We start from the raw sequence: 18,088 nt of genomic DNA, 5'->3' as shown, positions 1-18,088 counted from the left end.
TCTACTATTATTCGCGAAAAATCTTCTCTTCATCCCTTGGGCTTGTCTTGGCAACTAGAATAACTGCTCCCTCTATTTATTGAGCCGATACGAACCAAAAATCTAAAACTTCATTCATTACCAATCTAGTTAGCCATTGATTCTTGATGGCAATTTAGGTATCTGTAGTTGCACAAAATCTACTTGATGTGCAACTACAAATCCAGGGATTAATTATTACCAAAGATGACTCCACCCAAACACAGGTACTTGCTTTCCGAGGCTATCGAGGGTCAAAAAAAAAAATTAGATTACAGAGTTTAAGCTTCCAGATTCATCTGTTATCGAGTAAATCTAAAATCTAAAATCTAAAATCTAAAATCGACTGACTTAGGAACCTTTGTTGTCCGGTGCTTCAAGTTACGAACTAGCAAACAGTCTGTCCCAAGTTTTGCCTCCCACAACTCCGTCTACAGGAATATGAGCTTGCCGCTGAAATCTTTTCACTGCATTTTCGGTTGTCGGACCGAAAACGCCATCAATTACGATCGGGTGTGGGGACAAGCCCCGCGCGTTCAACAACTTTTGCAGTTTCTTCACATCGTGCCCTTTCGAGCCGCATTTTAAAATCCTTTTATGGTGTCTCACCTCTGGTCTATGGCAATCATTAGTGTGGCAAACTGCGTCGCCCGCTGCATAGTTGGCTCCATTTGCGCCAGTCAAAACTAATAGACCGAGAATTGCTAGTACAAAATAAAAAGTCTGCGATCCTGCCATACTTTCCCTGTTAAATTTTCAAGCGTTTTTTGCAAGTTGGACGATTGTTTGAGAGTAAGAAACCGGGTTTCTGGGATGGACGTATCCAATCTCGACCGGGTTTCTGGCAACAGTCAACCGACATTTTACAATATAAGTGGCTTTACTGCAAAATCTCCGATCGTGCAAGTTAAATTTTGTTGCTCTTGGGTACCAGCAAAGGTAACAATTACTTCGCAGGCAACTGCAACTGTCAGCATTACCAAGTTTCTAGCCAGCGGGTAATCGCAAACGTCATCATTCGCCGCTGAAGGAATCCGATAGTGTTGGTTCCAAATTATTTCGGAGTAATCGGCAGCTAATCCGACGTGCACGCAGGGAAGGGAGACACTGGCACAGTAATCCTTGACTGCTTGTCGGCCGATACTGTTATCAAAAGTATCGATGACTGTGGCGCTGTTGGTCAGCAGCCGATCGGCATTTGCAGGCGTCAATTCTTTTGAGTGAGGGTCAATGCTGACTCCCAAAGCACGGTAGAGGTTGTTGGCGAGAATTTTGGCTTTGAATGCGCCGATGTCCGATCGATAATAGGGTTGAGTGGAAAGGTTGCGTTCCTCGATGCGATCGCGATCGATGACTTTTAACTGACAAAAGCCCGATCGCGCCAGACTTTCTGTAATATTCGCACCCAAAGCGCCCGCGCCGCACACCGTTACCGGGAAATTTTTTACCAGCGACATCACTGCGGCACTTCTGTAAAGTTGTTCGTGAAAAAATATACTCATGGTAATCAAGAATTAGCGATTTTCGACTACTCCAACCAATGAATGCAAGTCGAAGTCTTTGTCCAATCCGCTGAGACAAATCCCCGCACTCATAACTGTCAAATCATTTTTGGCGATCGCAGAAGTGTGGTGTTCTCCACTCCCGCTAGTCCATTCAACCAGCCAATAATTTTCGCGATCGCAAAAATCCCGCAATTCACCGCCGCCCATTTTCAACGCCCGCTGCAAGTGCTTTTCTTCCCGCACTTTCGGATCGAAATCTTTAATATTTCGGGATACTAATTCGTAAACTGTTCGCATTTCTGGCGTCATCCCTTTAAAGCGAACTTCTTGAGGCAAAATCAACTTTTTTAAAGCTGCTTTCAATTCCTCAGACGGCAGCGGATCGGCGCGCCTGTCAATCTCTTCAAGCCACAAACAATGACCGTCCCACCGCGCAACAATCGGCTCAAACTGCGAACCTTCAGTTACTAAATGAACTGGTACGGGTTTCGCAACACCAGTGCGCTGTTTAGCATCAGATTCGTTAACAGGATAAGCCAGCCAAGTTTGCCCTTGCAACAAGCAAGCCAACTGCAAGCGAACGGGTACGAGCAGTTGCAAATACTCTGCCACTTGCGGCAAACTCGGCTCCTCAATCACCGCAGCAATTTTCTCATTAATTGGTTCAAAAATAGCCCATCCTTCAAAGTTTCGCGGCTGCGGTTGAAAAGTATAAATCATTGAGCTAACCCTTATCCGCACGCTTCCCCCGCACACGCAGGGAGCCAGGAATTGGGTATCGAGTAGCTGCCCTTCTTTAGCCGCGAGTTGGCTGAGGATTTTGCGGATATCTGCCACTGAATTGACCTCCGTAATCTTACTTTTTTTTACAGAACACACTTTTAATTTAACAAATATAAATATTTGTAAAGAGTGTTGACAGCAATGAATATCCTAATCTAATATTGAGCGAACCTCCAAATTTAACCTTGTAGATATCTCAAGTAAATATGCTGCAAAAGCTCTTTTCTAAGTTGGTTGTAGTGACAGCTTTGACACTTCCTCTTTTTGGCTCAGTCCAGGTAGCTAAAGCTCAGGACACCTATGGAGCTACTGCTTATTCTCCGACTTCTGACGCCACTGGTATTAGTTGGGATCATGCTACAGAGAAAGAAGCGCTAAACGCAGCAGTAGCCGTCTGCAATGAACAAAGCGAAGGTGCTAACGACTGCGAACCCCTGACATCTAATAGTAATAATTGTGGAGCGATCGCAGTAGGCAAAGGAGGAGCAGGTGCGGGATGGGGCGACGATAAAGCAGCAGCAGAAGCTCAAGCTCTCGCCGGTTGCAGCGAACTAGATGGCGGCAACTGTAAAGTCCAACTTTCAGCTTGCAACAACTAATTAAATTGATAAAAATTGAGCCAAGCGGTGTATATTTTCGTTCGTAAAACCGCTTAGAAAATAGGAAGTGTAGGGTGCGCATTGCGCACCTTACCAAATACAAATCCGCTAAAATTTGGGTGCGCATTGCGCGCCTTACAGTGAATCTCCTACTTCGGAAGTAACTGCATCAGGTGGCAGCAAACTTTCTAATCTATCTTTAGACCAGTATTCAGTAGGGTAAGCGAGTGCAATAATATCAGAGACTCGAATCAGCCACGTAACTTGTCCGTAAGCATCGATGTTTTCCGCCTGTTCGTGAGGGGGAACTATCACCAAAAGTTCCGCAAACTCCCCGAACAAATTAATCGGGATGCCGCCGAAACTGCTATTATTTGTTTTAATCCAAACTTTGCTGCCTCGATCGAGAGCTTCTTGCAGTCGCTGGCAGAGCAAACTGGGTTTTTTGACCTGGGATTTTTTGGCTTTCGACTTTTTTCCCATAGTTTTAAGAAGTTAAAGTAGTTGTATTGTGGGCTACACCGTCGGTTACACAGTGGGTTGAGATTTAGTACGATCCTCTTCGAGGGCTTCGCTAACGCGGTTTGGTATTGAAACGGACAAAAGGAAAAAGGGCGATCGCCCCGTCGCTACCCCATCACTCTACTCTATAAGAAAGTGCTGTACTGCGATCGTAATAACAATTTAATCGCAAAACCGCGAAATGACACCAGTTCAAAAAAAATGCGACTCTAGCCAAGCTTCAAACCCTTAATTCCTCAGTGCTTCCCAATCTAAAATCCAAAATCTAAAATCTAAAATGGTATGACCTGCGGTGGCACTGTTACAAAGTCAGTCAACGAGGTCAGTGTTTTTACTGTACCCAAATGCAGTATAATCGGCGGAATCTTCCCCAATCGTTTAAGTAAAACAATGGACTGGCGAAAGCTCATTCATCCACACCCGAAAGCTTCAACAAGTCAACCAGCAGCGCCAGAAACTCGATTGTCTGTAGAATTCTTGCTTGGCCTCTTTGCTGCGGGATGGACGGAACAGCAGGTGTTAGAGAAATATCCTGCACTGACTTCCGAAAAGTTGCGCGCGGCTTTGGCTGCTGCGGATTCCCAGTTAGTGTCATCCATTGCTAATCCAGAATTACAAGAAATTATCGCTCAAAGTAGAGAATAATTGAAAAAAGGTAAAAAGTTGTCGCTTGAGAATATTGAGGGAGATGTTTGGTAGTAAAGATTGATATTAAATCTCAACTTCCCCTTAAATTTTCTCTAACTCTTTCTCGAAACTCCAACACCGCCTCAAGGGGGTCGGGGCGTTGTACATACTCTGCAATCAGTGATAAATCTAAATTCGGCAACAACTCGCTTTGCTGCATTTTTTCATATTCCTCTCCCCGAAGATGATAAACCTCAAAGCGACGATTTCTCCAGAACCAAACCTCTCTGATTCCGAGCTTTTTGTAAACTGCTAACTTGTCCAGGCCGCCACTGCTGAGTACAACCTCGATCGCTAAATCAGGAAATTCTTTTTCTGTACCGATACAATAGCACTCATCCGGTTCTGTACCGCCCTTTTTTGCTTGAATGCGGAAGGTAGTTGAACCCAATCCCCAAAACCGAGTCCGTGTTTCTTGAAAATACGCTTCTAGCAGCATCCCAATATTGGTTTTATCTCGATCGTGACGGCGACTTGGGGACATAATTTCCAGCACTTCATCTAAATAAGTAACCCGATACCAAGGACTATCTCCGAGTTTAGTCAGTAGTTGTTCATACTGTTGCCAACTTACCCCGCTGGTAATAAATCTTTCCACGGGATCTTCGGTGAAAATTTCTAATTCGGTTGCTAAATCTTTGATTAATATTGAAGTCACCAACTGCTCCTCCCGAGTTTAGAGTATAGTAGAAGATTGTGATTCTGTCATCAATGGTTTAACTGGCGATCGCTACCTCATTTTCACTATCATCCTCTTGATTAATCCCAAATTTTTTGCAAACTTCATGGAGTTTCTGAGGTTGAACGACTCTTGATTTAGCTCGCTTCAGTGCCGTTAACAAACGAGTTGCATTTGCAGGCGAACTCAGCAAATAAAGCGTTTATAGCAAACTTTTTAATTCTGCCTCAGAAATCAAAACCGCATTTTTGCCGTTTGGTCTAGTAATAACTATTACGTCCCCAGTTTCAACAGCGCGATCGCAGAGATTTTCTAAATTTGCTTCAGCTTCAGCGGAGGTAATTTGAGTTGACATCATACTGGAATTCCCAATATTTTTTGCAATTGAGCAAGAAACCCCTAACCCACCCTCACCAATATCAATAGACCAGCACGCGGTAGTAACTTTAACAATGCCCTGTACGCTTGTGACAATATTGGGCTTAATTTGTGAGGTTTTAGCATATGGCCCCTCATGCCATCAGCAAAAAGCCGATCCAACTTAATCCTGTTGGGGGATTGTGCTCGCTTCTATTGCATTGGCTACCAACTTGCTCAATCAATAAGTTCAGTATTCCAGTTTGCTTGCTGTATTTTAGTATCTAACTCCCGATACTGTCTAGACATTCGATCCATTTGCGTTTGCAGTTCACCAACGTCGATCGTACTGAAAAATTTGACTTCCGATCGAGTATAGCGGTCTTGCCTCAAAGCGCTTGCGTCAACTACATAATTGTAGATGCCGCGCTTGAGGGCGAGAACATCTCTCTTGGCTAAAGCATCCGATAAAGTCACTCCATCTTCCAGAGTTGTCAGCGAATTAGTTTTGTTAATTTTTTTAATTAAGTCTTCCAGCTCTTGCACCCCAGCATCTATTTCGCTCATCAGTGCTTGGGGATTTTCTGGAGGTTCTTCTCCTTCCTGTACTTTAGCACTTCTTGTCAATCTGGCTCGCAGTTGTTCCATTCTTTTTTGACAGTCAGCTCTTAAAATTAAAGCTTCAGCTAGTTTCATAGTGTCTTGTCCTTCAGCTCCGTGCCAATTTTAGCATATAATAAGTAAGGTGCGCAGTGCGCACCCTACAATTTACTTATCATCCCTCACAGGCAGGGACGTGTCCAGAATTTCCATCAACAATTCCAGCCGCGAAGGACGGCTCAACATCGGCACTAAATTCGGCAAAGAGTAATAATCACCCGCAAAAGTAAAGGTTTCCACCGATACTTGTTTGTCCTTCAATTGCTTCTGGACATATTCGCACCAAGCACCAACTCGCACAATCACAACATCAGGAATTACCCCCAAACTGCGGCAGTAATTCTGATAAGCATCTGCAAAATAAGGTGAAGAGTTTTCGCCTTCATCTGTCACCATGATGAATTGCTCGACAACCTGCTTTTTAATTCGCATTGCTTCCACCGCGCAACCGCAACTTGTGCCGCCGCCAGCGTGAATGTGCTTGAAAGCGCGTTCCCAGTCTGTCAATTCGCTGCCGTTTGCTTGCACTGGATACGGCATCGTGTCAAAGGCGTAGACAAACAGTGCAGCCTCGGAAATGCCGGAAATCAAGGCAGCGAGACGCTTCCCGACTTCGATCGCACTTTCCATCGAACCAGACTTGTCAATCAACAAACCGGTTGCTTTTGCAATCTTGCCGCGCTTCTTCACCTGTTCGTTTGTCACCGCTTCCAGCTTCGCCGCCGTTGCTGCGTCGAAGTTCGCGCCCGCACCCGCAACACTCGCTTTGTAAGCAGAAACCCGATCGCACTTTGCCGCTTCATCCAGCTTCGAGTCAATCAACTGCTTGACTTCCGCGTGATCCATCGCGCCGCGCGACTGAATCGATTTCAAATTGTTGATAACTTCCTGCGGCGACATCGAGTTAATGAGCGCGGCTAAAACCGTTGGCGTTAGCTGTCTGATCGCACCAACTGCGATCGTATACGGAATCTTGTACTCCACAATCAAATTCGCCTGTTCCGCAGGTGTCGCCGCCTTGGCTAACTGCTTCAAAACGAATGCCAGAGAGTCTTCCGGCGGATTGTCTTTGAAGAGAATAGCGTTAGCGCGATCGCTCGGCTTGACGTGCAGCGTTGCGTACAAATGCTTCATCGCCTTGCGGTTGCGGATGGCGGCGCGATCGAAAAACTGCGGATTCTTTTCCCGCGATTTCAGATAGCGAGTGACAGCAGTGCGCGCGCTGCGGGGCACCTTATTCTGGTGCTGCTTCATAAAGTCCACAATCCGCGAAACCTCGTAGGGAGGGAACTCTTGCAGCATCATAAAACCGGCATCTCGGTGTTCCGTCAGCGCCGAAGTTAGCAAGTTTCCGGCAAAAACTTCCTTGTGATCGCGCACGTCGCCGTGACGCTGATACCACACTGCTAAATGACCGTAAAAAATTGGGTCTAATTCGATAATTAACTTGTGAATTTCTGCTACTTTTTCTAATACACGGTGAGGAGTGGTGAGCAGACTGTTGAGCATTTCCAAACGTAAATCGCGCTCGGCTGCATTCATATTCATTGTACAATCTCCCATTTTGATTGTTAACTAATATTTTGTGCTTATCGCCTCATTCCGCGATGGATTGAAATCCCTGGCTGTTTCGGATTCGAGGGGCTTCAAATCGGGTTCAACCCAGCTATTTCTGGCTTCCCAGGACATCAGGCGATCGCGGGTGTAATAGCGAAATGGTAAAGTGCGTGAAGCGGAGCTATCCCGTAGGGAATCGGCATATTTTGCAATCAAACCGTTAGCCAGATGTACGATCGAGCGATTGTGACTTTCATCGGCGAGATACCGGCGAACAATTCGCACCCAAAACAGCGTTAGCGTTTCGTGATACCCGCTGTTTTTTGTGGTTTCAATTCCTTGAACCGAGTTGTAAAGTTTAATGCCATTGCGAATCGCATTGATTGCTTCTTGCTCGGAGTCATAAAACAGATACCACAGGGCAACGGTTAAATGCGCTTCGTGCGTCCATTGACTTCGCGGCAAGCTGCATTCTTGGAAAGCATGAATCAGACTGTCTATCTCCTTGGGCGATCGGTAAATTATAGTTGTAGTTTTCATAATTTAATTCTCCTTTCTCACCACTTTCACATCTTTCGTTTGCAGTCAGGACTTCAGTCCTTAGTTTTAGCTATTTGTTCCATAATTAACTTAATTTGTTTTTTGTTGCACTGACGTTTGCTCGCAACGTACTTCTCCCGGTTCACAGAAGATTTATTTGTGTTTATTGCCAAGGGTTCAATATCTGCTAGCTCGAACGCATACCACAAATCATCTATTTTGCGATAATGATGATAAGCATCTACGAATACAAAATCATCTGGCTTTTTTTTAGGTACTTTCGGAATTCTCTTAGCTAAACAAAGAATTCCAGTCTCAGGATGGATATAAAGTTGCTTGTACCAATAACCAAGAGGAATATCTGTACCATAAAATCCACGTTTTTTTCGATAAGGAACCCCATCAATTAACACAGCATTCCGTTCCACATAGCCCCATACGTGAGAGAGAATATGTTGGCCGGATAAAGTAGTGATATCGAGAATTTGACACAGTTTGCTGTAAACATCATCCCAATACTGACCTACATGAGATTGCAGCCATTGGTACAGCGGGCCCAGACAATCGGAAAACCATTTTGTCTTGTTTCTAGGCTTAATTAAGTAGGGGCTAAGCAGTCCATCTGTAGTAGCTTCTTCAGTTAGTTTTACCAGAGATGTTTTTTGCCCTTTTACCTTTCTTGAGCTGATTCTCAACCCTCCACGAGGCCGCTCAATGACATTTTCAGCTAAGCGATGTTCGCTCATAAGTCAACTTTGCCTAAGATACTAAATCAGCGTTAAAAATTCATTGCGTACTTGGTTGAAACCGATCAATAGTCAAACAAAATTTCTCTTTAAGAGACTAAGAAAGGAGATATTGAAACCGGATTTGATATGAGATGTTCCGCGCAAGTTAGCAAAGCGTTTTGACAGGCCGAACGCTCTACCCCTGAGCTACAGTCCCTTAAAAGGGACTGGCAGGATTTGAACCTGCGACCAATCGGATGGATTTTGTGTGTATTCGCTTCATTTGTGAGGGCGCGGAACAGGATTTTTAAACATCGAGACTAATTGCTAAATCATGGTGACTATTTATAATAGTGAAAATCACTTCGCGCAAGTCAAGAAAGCCGTTGTTCATACGCAGGAGTTGAACCCGCGACCTTTTCCTTAAGAGGGAATTGCTCTACCATGAGCTAGTATGTAAGCTTCCTCAGTTAGGACGCGAAGTGTTTTTTCACTACCTGACAGATACCCCGCACAAGTCGCTAAAGCTATTGACATTATGTGCTCTATCCGTTGAGCTACATCCCCGAGGCGGGGATGATAGGAGTCGAACCTATTACCTTTGGTTTAGAAGACCAAAAAGTGTGTAAGCTTTAACTGTTGGGGTGCGGTGTAGCTGTTTTTCAACTCTAAAAAATTCAGGTATAAGAGGCAGCGCACAAGTCAGAGAAGCTTTGTTTTTTTTGCGCCTCGCGGCGAGGTAGGAATCGAACCTACTATTCGATGTTTAGTCGAACGTTGCCAGTTTGTAAGCTTCTTTAGTTGGGGTGCGCCCCCTAATAGCTGATGAAATTTTTGTTCCGCGCAAGTATAAAAAGCTTTGGACAGTTTCTAGTGTGTCTACCATTCCACCATAAAGGCCGAAGCCTTCAGCGGGACTCGAACCCGCAATCTTTTCAGAGCTAGAACCCTAATGTGTGTAGGCTTCTCGAATTGGGGCGCGGAATCAAAGTGAATTTCTAGCCGTAAACGGCTTCTGGGCGGACAATTAAATCGCCGCTGGGACGCCGATCGAGAACGTAAGACTCGAAGCGATCGCCCTTGACATCAAAATGGTTGGCCAGACGTTCTTTAATAGCTCGATCGCTCATTCCTGCCGCGATACCCACTTGGTTTTCTGCCAAGTCATATGAACGTCCTTCAAAACGAATGTGAACCATTACCGATACCTCCTAGAGCAATTTTGAATTTGGGATTGGTAGCTTATCTGCTCTCGACTTTGGCTTTTTGTGAGACTTAGCAAATTGCCAGTATCGGTAAAGATTCACGAAATATGATAATCTTTACTAAAATAAGCGCCGTTCTAAATGATAAGCTTGTTTGATTTTGCGGATTTCCTCAGCCTTTTTGGTTGATTGAAATCTGGCAGAACTTGTCTGTTCTGAATCCGCATGAAATTCGTTGAAATTAGACTGATTTCGTACGACATCTGACTCGGGGCGAGTCAGTTTGTAACCGAACAGTTTCGTATAAAGTAACAACATGACAATCGAGTCTGTATTGCAAGACTTTCAAATTGATGTTCCTTGAAATTTTGAGCAATATTTAGTTGTCAAGGTTCAGAATTTGCACGAAAAATACAGGTTTTTGCTTGTCCTGCGCTTTCCATATTTACATACTACAAATATACTACACAAGTGTCAAGGGGGTAGCAAAAGTTTTTTAGATAAAACTTACACGAGTGGCGAGAAACCAGGTTTTTTCAGGAAAATGTTTCGTTGCTACCCGCAGATCCGGTAAAAAACCGGGTTTCTTGGGTCAAAGCGCGATCGCGAACTGTAACATCGATCAAACATCCTTAACATAGGAAATGCTTTTGCGAATATTGTGGAAACCAGCAGACTCGTAAAGACGCAATGCACCTGAGGAATTTTCAGCATCGACGCCGAGAATAGCAGTAGCCACACCGGCAGCTTTTAGTCGATGCAAACCAGCGAGCAACATCGCTCGTCCCAATCCCATTTTGCGGAAGCCGCGCCTAGTGCCGAGACAACCAATCCAGCCTTCATTGCGCCCGGTACGATCGCACTTTTGCACACTAATCTCGCAGTAACAAAAACTGACAAATGTGCCGTCATCAGCAACAGCAATCAAGTCTAAATCATTTCTGTAATCGGGTTTAGCTAACTCGTGCTTAAATTGATCCACTGTTAAATTGTGATGATTCCAGTGATCGATAAATGACTGGTTGAACATTTCTACCCAAGCTTCCGCATCCTGTTCGCCGGGGAACTGACGCAGGGCGAAACCTTCGGGGAAGTGCGGTTCTGGGATCGGTTCAGAGAGCGATCGCGCCATTCGGTAAAAATAGCGATCGGCCTTGAAACCATTACTTGTCAGCAATGAAATGCGATCGCCATCCTCAGCGCGAGCCGAGGATCTGAGCTTCACGGGTGAACCCCGCATCACAGACACTTCGCGCATCCGCACTTCACCCCAGGCGATCGCCGCTGCTTCCACATCACCTCCGCGCGCGTCGGGGTGAACGCGAAACAACAGGAAACCGTCAATTACTTCCCCTGGTTCAGAAATCCACAACCGAGCGACACCGATTAATTTTCCCTCAGCATCTTCCCAAAGGCGGATATCGCGGGCTTTGTCTAGAAATGGCGCGTTAAATTCTTGTTGCAATTCCGAGATGGAAGTACCTTCATCGAGCCGATCGACTTTTTCGCAAGTATTGATTAAATGTGCGATCGCCTCTAAATCGCGATCGCCCGCATAGCAGCGCCCCGAGAGATTTGCCATCATAGCTAATCACCATTTCCTGTTGTTATTCAGTTTAAAAATAGCTTGGGCGATCGCACTTTTATCGATCGACAGATCCGATCTGTCGATCGACATTAAAAATTCCACAACGCAAACACCCAGACGCATCCAACCTCTACAGCAGTTGATTGCACTCGTGAGTTTCGATAAATTTGGGTTCCAGATTTGGGATGGGAGTAGAAGGACTTGAACCTTCGACCTTGAGATTAAGAGTCACCTGCTCTAACCAACTGAGCTATACTCCCGCATCTAGGCTAATATAACACAACTGTTCTGAAAATTCAACTATTTTTGTATAAATTTGTGGCGATCGCCCTTACTCCAATATTTAATGTAAGTTTGATCGGCCTGATTCCACATTTGATTTAAGCGCGATCGACCTCAAGCACCTCCCCAGAGTTGTGCAAAACGTTCGGCAGACCATCCAACCAAATCTAATACTTGGCCATCTCCAATCTAGACAATTCGCTTGACTCCATCTTGGCGATCTACTGCATCCACACAGAAAAATTTGCTGTGAATTAATTAGTAAGGTGGACTTTCGCCCACCCTACTGATTCTAATTGGTTCCGAAAGCGTCTACTTCAGAATTCGGGAGACGACACCGGCGCCGACAGTGCGATTGCCTTCGCGGATGGCAAAACGCATATTTTTTTCGATCGCGATCGGCTGCAACAACTTCACAGTCATATTCACCCGATCGCCCGGAATTACCATGTTGATCGCGCTGCCGTCATCAGCAGTAAAAGATGCGATCGTACCTGTAACATCCGTTGTCCGCATAAATTAGTGACACAAAGATATGGCGGGGCGGGTTTATGAATTTGTTGGCTTTGAATTTCAGAATACTGGTGAACCCGCCCCTACAATATATGGAACGTAAACTAGGCTTGATGGTTCACGGGATAAATAGCCGACCAACCCCCATGTATTGCTCGATATCGAGCGCAATCTCAACTATTCTATCGGCACATCGATTTCGATAATCGCGATCGTCGATTCTATCAACATTTCCGATTGTCAGCACGGGAAATGAATCGGGCGTGTTTTCTTCACGAAGCACCTGTTCTAGGGAGTCTTCTCCTTTCATAGTTCGATTTGCGGTCAGCAAAATCATCTGGCTTTCTTTGGCAAATCGCCAGACAATGCGATCGTCACTATCAACTGATAGCCCAACTTCTTCAAAGGTAACAAAGCGGATAGGTAAGAGAGCAAGCCAGCCCTGATTGGCAATATTTCCTCAGAGTATAACGGCGTGTCCCTCAAGATTGTGCTCTATCAAAAAACTCATGCGTTTGATGCGTGCCTTGCTTTCTGTGCTTGGAGTTTTGCCCAGAGAGCTTCTGTACCTGGTTTCGGTGGCAGTTGAGCGATGCGAGCAAAATGTTCGCGATTTCGCTCTTCCCAATACTGTCGATTTTCCTCCCGTATTTGCAAAACTTCTTGATACTCGGCCTCTACTTGAGCGCGATTTGCTTCAATCTAAGAAAAGGCGACATTGACTTGTTCGTCTGTGAGACAAAGCTTTTCGCGAATCAATTTTGGCGGATAACTGGCGGTGACATAATCCATCACGTCGTATAGGGTGATGCGCGTACCTCGGATCGTCAGTCCGCGTCCTGTTCGGATAATGCTTGTTTGAGTGCTTGGTGTCGAATTCATAATCGTAATTTGTGGGCGATCGCTTCTATAATACCTTATAAAATAAGGAGTCTGTTGCAGTAAAATCTTACAATGATTTACATCGCTTCTTATCAGCCGATCGCAGATTTAATCCTATTTTGAGCGAGTGAGCGAGCAAAACATCAAATATATCTCGATAATTTCTGCAATCAGCCAATTGAATAGGGGTACAGCCCCTTTGATTTTGTGGATTCACCATTGCTCCCGAAGCTAACAGCGATCGTACAATCTTTAAATGACCGAGTAAAACAGCTTTGTGTAAGGGTGTATCTCCGTTATTATCTCTAGCATTGACATATGCTCCTGAAATTAAGAGGAGTTGCGCAATTTCCAAATGTCCCTCTAGAGCTGCTTTGTGTAAAGCTGTATTTTCGCTATAGTCTTTAGCATTGACATCAACTCCACAAGTGATTAAAAGTTCTACAACGGCTTTATGTCCCTGTTCAGCAGCATAGTGAATTGCTTTTTTGCTAATTGTTCCTCCTTGAGAAAGTAAAAACTCAATAAGATTTTTTCGTCCTCCAGCAGCGGCTCGATCGATAAGATTTCCATTCCAGCTATGAGGACTTCCTTCTACGGAAAGTCCGCGTTGTAGGAATAGCTGTACAACATCTTGGTGTCCGTTATCTACTGCTAAATCTAAGACTCCATCACCCCAATCTGTAACGACATCAATATTAGCTCCATTATAGATTAATAGCCGCACCATTTCCACAAAACCCCAATTGGAAGCAATGCTTAAGGCATAATAACCCTGAGCGCATTCATAATTCACATTGGCACCGGATTCAATCAGTAGTTTAGCTACCTCAAGCTGGTTATTTGCTGCTGCGAAGAACAACAAAGTATGACCGTTAGATTCTCTTACTATACGAGCATTTGGATCTCCCCCTTGTTCGAGATAAAGCTTAACATCCTGGATATTACCGAGCGCAGCAGAAACGTGCGTGTTAATAACCGCACCTTTAGAAAAAAGTAGTTCGACAATTTCTCGATGTCCCCTAGAAGCGGCAACCTGAATGGGTGTTTCGTTAAGAGAGTTGACTGTATTGATATTTGCTTCAGCAGCAATAAGTGCTTCAACTATCTCGAATTGATTGTGCCAAGCTGCGGCGTGTAAAGGAGTGTTTATAGATCCACAATTGCACCGGAAATTTACATCAGCACCAGAGTCTATCAGCAATTTTGCTAATTCTATATTTTTATAGTGGATAGATAAGTGTAGAGGTGTATAGTTACTTCTGTCTGGTGCGTTAACGTCTGCACCCCTAGCAATTAATATTTCAGCCATCCTGAATGATTTTATTATAATTGCTTGGTGTAGAGGGCTGCTATCTAAGCAACTTTCATCTCGGAAATTTATATAGTCACCTCGCTCTAGGAGAGCAATCACTCTCTCAAAATCCTGATAGCGAACTGCTTGACATAATTCCTCACTCATTGTATTATTTGATTAAATTCAATTGCTTATTAAACACGGTCGCAATGTTTGACTGTCTTCACAATCCTAACTATTTTCGCAATGAACTAAGTGAAATTGTTGCTTTCTTTTGAAATAAGTTTTTCAAAAAAGCCATAAACTAAGTATTTTTTTTGAGCAGTTCCACTTCGATTTCAAAATCATCAATTGGCGCGAGGGCAAACATTTTGCCGTCAGGCTGGCGCAAAACAACTGCTTCGCCTTTTGCTAGGGCGATCGCCTCATCTAGTGTCTGCCCGCTTTCTAACTCAATAATCTTCATAACGGGAATTTCATAATTTAAATTACTCTCATGCTAACTCAAACATAATCGTAAAAATTAGTAAGGGGGGCAAAAGCCCACCTTACTGATTTTAGCCGATCACCCTTTTGCCTACTTGAGAATCTTGGAGACGACACCGGCGCCCACAGTGCGATTGCCTTCGCGGATGGCAAAACGCATATTTTGTTCGATCGCGATCGGCTGCAACAACTTCACAGTCATATTCACCCGATCGCCCGGAATTACCATGTTGATCGCGCTGCCGTCATCAGCAGTAAAAGATGCGATCGTACCTGTAACATCCGTTGTCCGCACGAAGAATTGAGGGCGATATCCCGCAAAGAAAGGAGTGCGGCGGCCGCCTTCTTTTTCCGACAGCACGTAAACCTCAGAATCGAATTCAGTGTGAGGTTGAATTGAACCGGGTTTAGCAAGCACCATTCCCCGCTCAATTTCGTCTTTTTGGATGCCGCGAAGCAACAAACCGACATTATCTCCAGCCATTCCTTCATCCAGAATTTGCTGGAACATTTCAACACCGATAACAGTTATCGTGCGAGTGTTGTGGATTCCCACCAATTCCAAAGTATCGCCGACTTTGATTTTACCCCGCTCGATTTTGCCAGTGGCGACAGTTCCCCGACCTTTGATCGAGAACACATCTTCAACAGCCATCAGAAAAGGTTTGTCAATATCGCGATCGGGCGTAGAAATCCAGTCATCTACCGCATCCATCAAATTGTAAATGCCATCAACCCACTCATCCTCGCCGCGGTGTATTTTCGGATTAGCAGTCATCTTTTCCAGCGCTTTCAGTGCCGAACCTGCGACAATTGGAATATCATCGCCCGGGAAACCGTAAGAACTGAGAAGTTCGCGAATTTCTAACTCGACCAACTCCAAAATTTCCGCATCGTCCACCATATCTTTCTTATTCAAAAAGACAACCAACTTCGGCACTCCCACTTGCCGCGCTAACAAGATATGTTCGCGAGTTTGAGGCATCGAACCATCTGCAGCCGACACGACAAGGATTGCACCATCCATTTGAGCGGCACCCACGATCATGTTTTTCACGTAATCAGCGTGACCCGGACAATCAACGTGAGCGTAATGGCGATCGCCAGTTTCATACTCAACGTGAGCCGTATTAATCGTGATTCCCCGCTGTTTTTCTTCCGGTGCAGCATCGATTTCATCGTACTTTTTAGCCTTGGCACGACCCTGTGCAGCCAGCGTCATTGTAATCGCCGCTGTTAGGGTTGTTTTGCCGTGGTCAACGTGACCGATCGTACCGACATTGACGTGGGGTTTGTTCCGTTCAAATTTGGTGCGTGACATTACATTTGATTCTCCTCTAAGAGTTGTTTTTGGTTTCTAATCATGAGTTTTTAGTCCTTAGCCTGTTATTGATGACTAATGACTGATGACTAATGATTAAAAAGGAAAGGGGAGGAGTCGAACCTCTACAGCTTTCGCTGCACGCTGGTATTCCAAACCAGTTGCCGTCCACACAGCCGCACTTTCCAGGCTTTTGATTTTTAACCGCAGATAATTGCAGATGAACGCAGATGAACGCAGATAAACGCAGCAGAAGCCATGCAACAATATGCCCTTCAATCTACAATCTAAAATCTCACAGATATCCCTCAATCTAAAATCTAAAATCTAAAATCTAAAATCGATTGAGTGGGTGGTATAGGAGTTGAACCTATCTGGTACCGGTTAAAAGCCGGGTGCATAACCGCTTTGCTAACCACCCATAAAATCTCAGCTTTTGTGCAAGTGCTATAAAATCATTTTGTAGTAAGGACTTCACTCGTTTCTTGCCCGCAGCAATTCCAACGAATAAAGTCCTGATTGCTAATGCTTCACTCGATAATGAAGCAACATGAAACCGTTGCTATAGATTTTGCGATCAGCAAGTTCCAAATTTGTCGGATCGAGTGCACGGGAAAAAAGCGGAATTCCCGATCCGATAACTAGCGGATTCAACTTGACAATCATCTCGTCAATCTCAGAAAAAAGAGTTGCCGCTAAAGCGCCACCACCGCAGAGCCAGATGTCTTTACCCGTTTCTTTTTTCAATTCCTTAACCAATGCAACAGGATTGTCCGAAACAAGTTCAATATTCTCATCCGGACTGGCTTCCATAGTGCGCGAAAAAACATACTGCTTCAAGCTGGGATAAGGATTAGTTACACCAACATTTAGCCCTACCTCATAGGTTTGCCGTCCCATCAAAACCGCATCAAACTGCTTGTTCTCTGTACGAATGCCTCGTGCTTCCTGAAAGTGAGCCGGAAAAGTTTCAGGAAAGGAATCGAACAAATCAGCGAAATGCTCTCCTTCCATAGGAAAACAATCAAATGAGCCATCTTCGCGAGCAATAAAACCGTCAACGGTGCAAGCAACGTAATATTTTAGTTTTCTCATATTTAACCTTTCTTTTGATAAACTGAAAAGACTACAAATGGAGAGGACGGGACTCGAACCCGCATCGATCGACAGCAACTTTCAGGAAACGCGCTTCCTTACTGCCCGCAAGCAGACGGGAACTGCCCCCATCTCGGACTGTTAATTCCTTTCAGTGCCTCCGCAACCCGCTACCAGTTTGCGTTTTCAGGGAACGTCGCTAAGCAACTTTTTACCCTACTCAACAAACCCGATCGTCCTTTTGGGAGCCGCTTTTCCAAAGTTTTTACGGTGCCATTCCACTTATGCGACCTCCCCATAATTTTGCTCAGTCTATGATAGCAAATCTTGTGAAAAAGAATTAACCATCATTCTCCATTATTTATATATAAAATCCTAAGCAATCCACCGGAGAGGTACTGCCCCTCCTATCTCTGCGTTATCAGCACAGCGCCGTACTTTCTGGCTCCCGGTGGTCAAAAGGAAGATGAAGGAATCGAACCCTTACGACATCGCTGCCGCACCACAATTTTCAAGATTGCTTGCCGTCCTCTCGGCGGCATCTTCCAAGTTGAATAACGGAAGCTGGAGGAGTCGAACCCCTACAGTTGTTAACTGCACTCCTGTGTTCGAGACAGGTTGCCGTCCTCTCGGCAGCAGCTTCCCAAATTTTGGGTGTATAACAACTCTTAAAATTTTTTATTATTAATACACAAGACATCTCCAAAATAGTAACATTTTGTGGTACAAGAAGATCGTAAAGCTTTTTTGAGACAGAAACATGAGCGACATCCTGAATCATATT

Annotated in this window: 21 protein-coding genes, 4 tRNA genes and 1 pseudogene; 2 read left to right on the top strand and 24 right to left on the bottom strand. The window is 44.6% G+C overall.

Annotation, left to right across the window (positions count from 1 at the left end; translation table 11 throughout):
* Window positions 1–399: 399 nt before the first annotated feature.
* The 3 genes from E5S67_RS27595 to E5S67_RS27585 all read right to left on the bottom strand — a co-directional run bounded on the left by E5S67_RS27595 (window position 400) and on the right by E5S67_RS27585 (window position 2,360).
* On the bottom strand, window positions 400–756 hold the full coding sequence (locus E5S67_RS27595) for a peptidoglycan-binding domain-containing protein (RefSeq protein ID WP_172192017.1): 357 nt from the start codon (window positions 754–756) through the stop codon (window positions 400–402).
* 125 nt (window positions 757–881) lie between these two features.
* The gene (locus E5S67_RS27590) at window positions 882–1,520 is read right to left on the bottom strand and encodes a ThiF family adenylyltransferase (RefSeq protein ID WP_172192015.1); all 639 of its coding nucleotides are present in this window, start codon (window positions 1,518–1,520) and stop codon (window positions 882–884) included.
* Window positions 1,521–1,532: 12 nt separating this feature from the next.
* Window positions 1,533–2,360 (bottom strand): hypothetical protein, encoded by an 828-nt coding sequence (locus E5S67_RS27585; protein WP_172192013.1) that lies wholly within the window; start codon window positions 2,358–2,360, stop codon window positions 1,533–1,535.
* Between the two features lie 152 nt (window positions 2,361–2,512).
* Here E5S67_RS27585 and E5S67_RS27580 point away from each other — a divergent pair, with 152 nt between their 5' ends.
* Window positions 2,513–2,905, top strand: coding sequence for a DUF4189 domain-containing protein (locus tag E5S67_RS27580; protein ID WP_172192011.1), 393 nt, complete (start codon window positions 2,513–2,515; stop codon window positions 2,903–2,905).
* A 135-nt stretch (window positions 2,906–3,040) separates the two neighbouring features.
* On the opposite strand, the gene E5S67_RS27575 is transcribed toward E5S67_RS27580, so the two are convergent.
* Window positions 3,041–3,388: a hypothetical protein gene (locus E5S67_RS27575; protein ID WP_172192009.1), complete on the bottom strand. Its 348-nt coding sequence runs from the start codon at window positions 3,386–3,388 to the stop codon at window positions 3,041–3,043.
* Between the two features lie 429 nt (window positions 3,389–3,817).
* Here E5S67_RS27575 and E5S67_RS27570 point away from each other — a divergent pair, with 429 nt between their 5' ends.
* Window positions 3,818–4,072, top strand: coding sequence for a DUF433 domain-containing protein (locus tag E5S67_RS27570; RefSeq protein WP_172192007.1), 255 nt, complete (start codon window positions 3,818–3,820; stop codon window positions 4,070–4,072).
* 73 nt (window positions 4,073–4,145) lie between these two features.
* Here E5S67_RS27570 and E5S67_RS27565 read toward each other — a convergent pair whose 3' ends face one another.
* The 20 genes and pseudogenes from E5S67_RS27565 to E5S67_RS27475 all read right to left on the bottom strand — a co-directional run bounded on the left by E5S67_RS27565 (window position 4,146) and on the right by E5S67_RS27475 (window position 17,948).
* A complete protein-coding gene (locus tag E5S67_RS27565; RefSeq protein WP_172192005.1) occupies window positions 4,146–4,772 on the bottom strand; it encodes a Uma2 family endonuclease in 627 nt (208 codons plus the stop codon).
* 223 nt (window positions 4,773–4,995) lie between these two features.
* Window positions 4,996–5,151: a type II toxin-antitoxin system Phd/YefM family antitoxin gene (locus E5S67_RS32765; protein WP_216670750.1), complete on the bottom strand. Its 156-nt coding sequence runs from the start codon at window positions 5,149–5,151 to the stop codon at window positions 4,996–4,998.
* Window positions 5,152–5,387: 236 nt separating this feature from the next.
* The gene (locus E5S67_RS27555) at window positions 5,388–5,846 is read right to left on the bottom strand and encodes a DIP1984 family protein (protein ID WP_172192003.1); all 459 of its coding nucleotides are present in this window, start codon (window positions 5,844–5,846) and stop codon (window positions 5,388–5,390) included.
* A gap of 72 nt (window positions 5,847–5,918) precedes the next feature.
* Complete coding sequence (locus tag E5S67_RS27550; RefSeq protein WP_216670749.1) at window positions 5,919–7,358, bottom strand: vWA domain-containing protein; 1,440 nt, start codon at window positions 7,356–7,358, stop codon at window positions 5,919–5,921.
* A 27-nt stretch (window positions 7,359–7,385) separates the two neighbouring features.
* Window positions 7,386–7,907, bottom strand: coding sequence for a hypothetical protein (locus tag E5S67_RS27545; RefSeq protein WP_172192001.1), 522 nt, complete (start codon window positions 7,905–7,907; stop codon window positions 7,386–7,388).
* 53 nt (window positions 7,908–7,960) lie between these two features.
* Complete coding sequence (locus tag E5S67_RS27540) at window positions 7,961–8,653, bottom strand: hypothetical protein (protein ID WP_172191999.1); 693 nt, start codon at window positions 8,651–8,653, stop codon at window positions 7,961–7,963.
* A gap of 373 nt (window positions 8,654–9,026) precedes the next feature.
* Window positions 9,027–9,094: transfer RNA gene (locus E5S67_RS27535), tRNA-Lys, on the bottom strand.
* Between the two features lie 539 nt (window positions 9,095–9,633).
* On the bottom strand, window positions 9,634–9,834 hold the full coding sequence (locus E5S67_RS27530) for a hypothetical protein (RefSeq protein ID WP_172191997.1): 201 nt from the start codon (window positions 9,832–9,834) through the stop codon (window positions 9,634–9,636).
* Between the two features lie 628 nt (window positions 9,835–10,462).
* Window positions 10,463–11,425 (bottom strand): GNAT family N-acetyltransferase, encoded by a 963-nt coding sequence (locus E5S67_RS27525; RefSeq protein ID WP_172191995.1) that lies wholly within the window; start codon window positions 11,423–11,425, stop codon window positions 10,463–10,465.
* A 189-nt stretch (window positions 11,426–11,614) separates the two neighbouring features.
* A tRNA-Lys gene (locus E5S67_RS27520) sits at window positions 11,615–11,688 on the bottom strand.
* A gap of 334 nt (window positions 11,689–12,022) precedes the next feature.
* Window positions 12,023–12,229, bottom strand: a pseudogene (locus E5S67_RS27515) (EF-Tu C-terminal domain-related protein); the annotation flags it as partial.
* A 112-nt stretch (window positions 12,230–12,341) separates the two neighbouring features.
* Window positions 12,342–12,533, bottom strand: a complete 192-nt coding sequence (locus tag E5S67_RS34605) for a hypothetical protein (RefSeq protein ID WP_333033726.1) — start codon at window positions 12,531–12,533, stop codon at window positions 12,342–12,344.
* A gap of 197 nt (window positions 12,534–12,730) precedes the next feature.
* Window positions 12,731–12,880 carry a hypothetical protein gene (locus E5S67_RS34600; protein ID WP_339382745.1) on the bottom strand — a complete coding sequence of 50 codons (150 nt, stop codon included), beginning with the start codon at window positions 12,878–12,880 and terminating at the stop codon, window positions 12,731–12,733.
* A gap of 45 nt (window positions 12,881–12,925) precedes the next feature.
* On the bottom strand, window positions 12,926–13,105 hold the full coding sequence (locus tag E5S67_RS34595) for a hypothetical protein (RefSeq protein WP_339382744.1): 180 nt from the start codon (window positions 13,103–13,105) through the stop codon (window positions 12,926–12,928).
* 67 nt (window positions 13,106–13,172) lie between these two features.
* The gene (locus E5S67_RS27500) at window positions 13,173–14,567 is read right to left on the bottom strand and encodes an ankyrin repeat domain-containing protein (protein WP_172191993.1); all 1,395 of its coding nucleotides are present in this window, start codon (window positions 14,565–14,567) and stop codon (window positions 13,173–13,175) included.
* Between the two features lie 139 nt (window positions 14,568–14,706).
* Window positions 14,707–14,868, bottom strand: a complete 162-nt coding sequence (locus tag E5S67_RS27495; RefSeq protein WP_246277007.1) for a hypothetical protein — start codon at window positions 14,866–14,868, stop codon at window positions 14,707–14,709.
* A 111-nt stretch (window positions 14,869–14,979) separates the two neighbouring features.
* Window positions 14,980–16,209, bottom strand: a complete 1,230-nt coding sequence (gene tuf, locus E5S67_RS27490) for an elongation factor Tu (protein ID WP_172191991.1) — start codon at window positions 16,207–16,209, stop codon at window positions 14,980–14,982.
* Window positions 16,210–16,558: 349 nt separating this feature from the next.
* Window positions 16,559–16,630 (bottom strand) — tRNA-Lys (locus tag E5S67_RS27485).
* A gap of 101 nt (window positions 16,631–16,731) precedes the next feature.
* Window positions 16,732–17,304, bottom strand: coding sequence for a dihydrofolate reductase family protein (locus E5S67_RS27480; protein WP_172191989.1), 573 nt, complete (start codon window positions 17,302–17,304; stop codon window positions 16,732–16,734).
* Window positions 17,305–17,862: 558 nt separating this feature from the next.
* Window positions 17,863–17,948 (bottom strand) — tRNA-Ser (locus E5S67_RS27475).
* Window positions 17,949–18,088: the final 140 nt, after the last annotated feature.

It is taken from the genome of Microcoleus asticus IPMA8, assembly GCF_013179805.1.
Lineage (GTDB): Bacteria > Cyanobacteriota > Cyanobacteriia > Cyanobacteriales > Microcoleaceae > Microcoleus > Microcoleus asticus.
This window is presented reverse-complemented; position numbering and strand designations above follow the sequence as displayed.

Bases quoted from the DNA above. Each gene is read 5' to 3' on its own strand.
- E5S67_RS27550 (WP_216670749.1), bottom strand. From the start codon at position 7,358: ATGAATATGAATGCAGCCGAGCGCGATTTACGTTTGGAAATGCTCAAC.
- E5S67_RS27575 (WP_172192009.1), bottom strand. From the start codon at position 3,388: ATGGGAAAAAAGTCGAAAGCCAAAAAATCCCAGGTCAAAAAACCCAGT.
- tuf (WP_172191991.1), bottom strand. From the start codon at position 16,209: ATGTCACGCACCAAATTTGAACGGAACAAACCCCACGTCAATGTCGGT.
- E5S67_RS27480 (WP_172191989.1), bottom strand. From the start codon at position 17,304: ATGAGAAAACTAAAATATTACGTTGCTTGCACCGTTGACGGTTTTATT.
- E5S67_RS32765 (WP_216670750.1), bottom strand. From the start codon at position 5,151: ATGATGTCAACTCAAATTACCTCCGCTGAAGCTGAAGCAAATTTAGAA.
- E5S67_RS27590 (WP_172192015.1), bottom strand. From the start codon at position 1,520: ATGAGTATATTTTTTCACGAACAACTTTACAGAAGTGCCGCAGTGATG.
- E5S67_RS27500 (WP_172191993.1), bottom strand. From the start codon at position 14,567: ATGAGTGAGGAATTATGTCAAGCAGTTCGCTATCAGGATTTTGAGAGA.
- E5S67_RS27555 (WP_172192003.1), bottom strand. From the start codon at position 5,846: ATGAAACTAGCTGAAGCTTTAATTTTAAGAGCTGACTGTCAAAAAAGA.
- E5S67_RS27545 (WP_172192001.1), bottom strand. From the start codon at position 7,907: ATGAAAACTACAACTATAATTTACCGATCGCCCAAGGAGATAGACAGT.
- E5S67_RS27580 (WP_172192011.1), top strand. From the start codon at position 2,513: ATGCTGCAAAAGCTCTTTTCTAAGTTGGTTGTAGTGACAGCTTTGACA.
- E5S67_RS27495 (WP_246277007.1), bottom strand. From the start codon at position 14,868: ATGAAGATTATTGAGTTAGAAAGCGGGCAGACACTAGATGAGGCGATC.
- E5S67_RS27595 (WP_172192017.1), bottom strand. From the start codon at position 756: ATGGCAGGATCGCAGACTTTTTATTTTGTACTAGCAATTCTCGGTCTA.
- E5S67_RS27525 (WP_172191995.1), bottom strand. From the start codon at position 11,425: ATGATGGCAAATCTCTCGGGGCGCTGCTATGCGGGCGATCGCGATTTA.
- E5S67_RS34595 (WP_339382744.1), bottom strand. From the start codon at position 13,105: ATGAATTCGACACCAAGCACTCAAACAAGCATTATCCGAACAGGACGC.
- E5S67_RS27530 (WP_172191997.1), bottom strand. From the start codon at position 9,834: ATGGTTCACATTCGTTTTGAAGGACGTTCATATGACTTGGCAGAAAAC.
- E5S67_RS27540 (WP_172191999.1), bottom strand. From the start codon at position 8,653: ATGAGCGAACATCGCTTAGCTGAAAATGTCATTGAGCGGCCTCGTGGA.
- E5S67_RS34605 (WP_333033726.1), bottom strand. From the start codon at position 12,533: ATGAAAGGAGAAGACTCCCTAGAACAGGTGCTTCGTGAAGAAAACACG.
- E5S67_RS27570 (WP_172192007.1), top strand. From the start codon at position 3,818: ATGGACTGGCGAAAGCTCATTCATCCACACCCGAAAGCTTCAACAAGT.